Raw genomic sequence first — 525 nt, forward strand, 5'->3', positions numbered from 1 at the left:
TATTCTGGTGCAATCGCTGAGGCAGCACGTCGCCGCAAAGGGCCATGTATTCGTTCGTGAAGAATGGACGAAACGTACACCTAAGTTAAAGGCGCGTGGGTTTACCTCTATCGAGCTGTCGACAAGCACAGCAAGACCCTTGAATTCATGCTTTCAATGCGTCGCAACAAACCAGCCGCCACTAAGTTCTTCGCCAGAATGTGGGTATCAATGTATTGCCGAGGGAGATTGTGATCGACAAGAGCGGTGCCAACACCACCGGCAACAAGGCTATCAACAAATTGCTCAAAGGCTTTGGCTGCCCGATCCCAATTGAGATCGTGAGGAGGAAATACTCGAACAATATCGTGGAAGAGGGCCACCGGTTCATCAAGAAACACACGCGGCATATGCTGAGGTTCAAGGCCTTCGCCTCAGCGACGGTAAAGCTCGACGGAAATAAAGTGGCGCACTTGATCCGCCAGGGTTAAATCACGACCGGACTCTGCCTGTTGCAGCAGTCCGCTGAGCTCGTCACCTGATTCA

1 pseudogene is annotated in these 525 nt (G+C 52.0%); it reads left to right on the plus strand.

The features are described from left to right. Positions 1 to 470 (plus strand): annotated as a pseudogene (locus tag ACR0I8_RS22125) (DDE-type integrase/transposase/recombinase); the annotation flags it as partial. Positions 471 to 525: the final 55 nt, after the last annotated feature.

The sequence above is a fragment of the Ruegeria sp. BG9 genome (assembly GCF_056538305.1).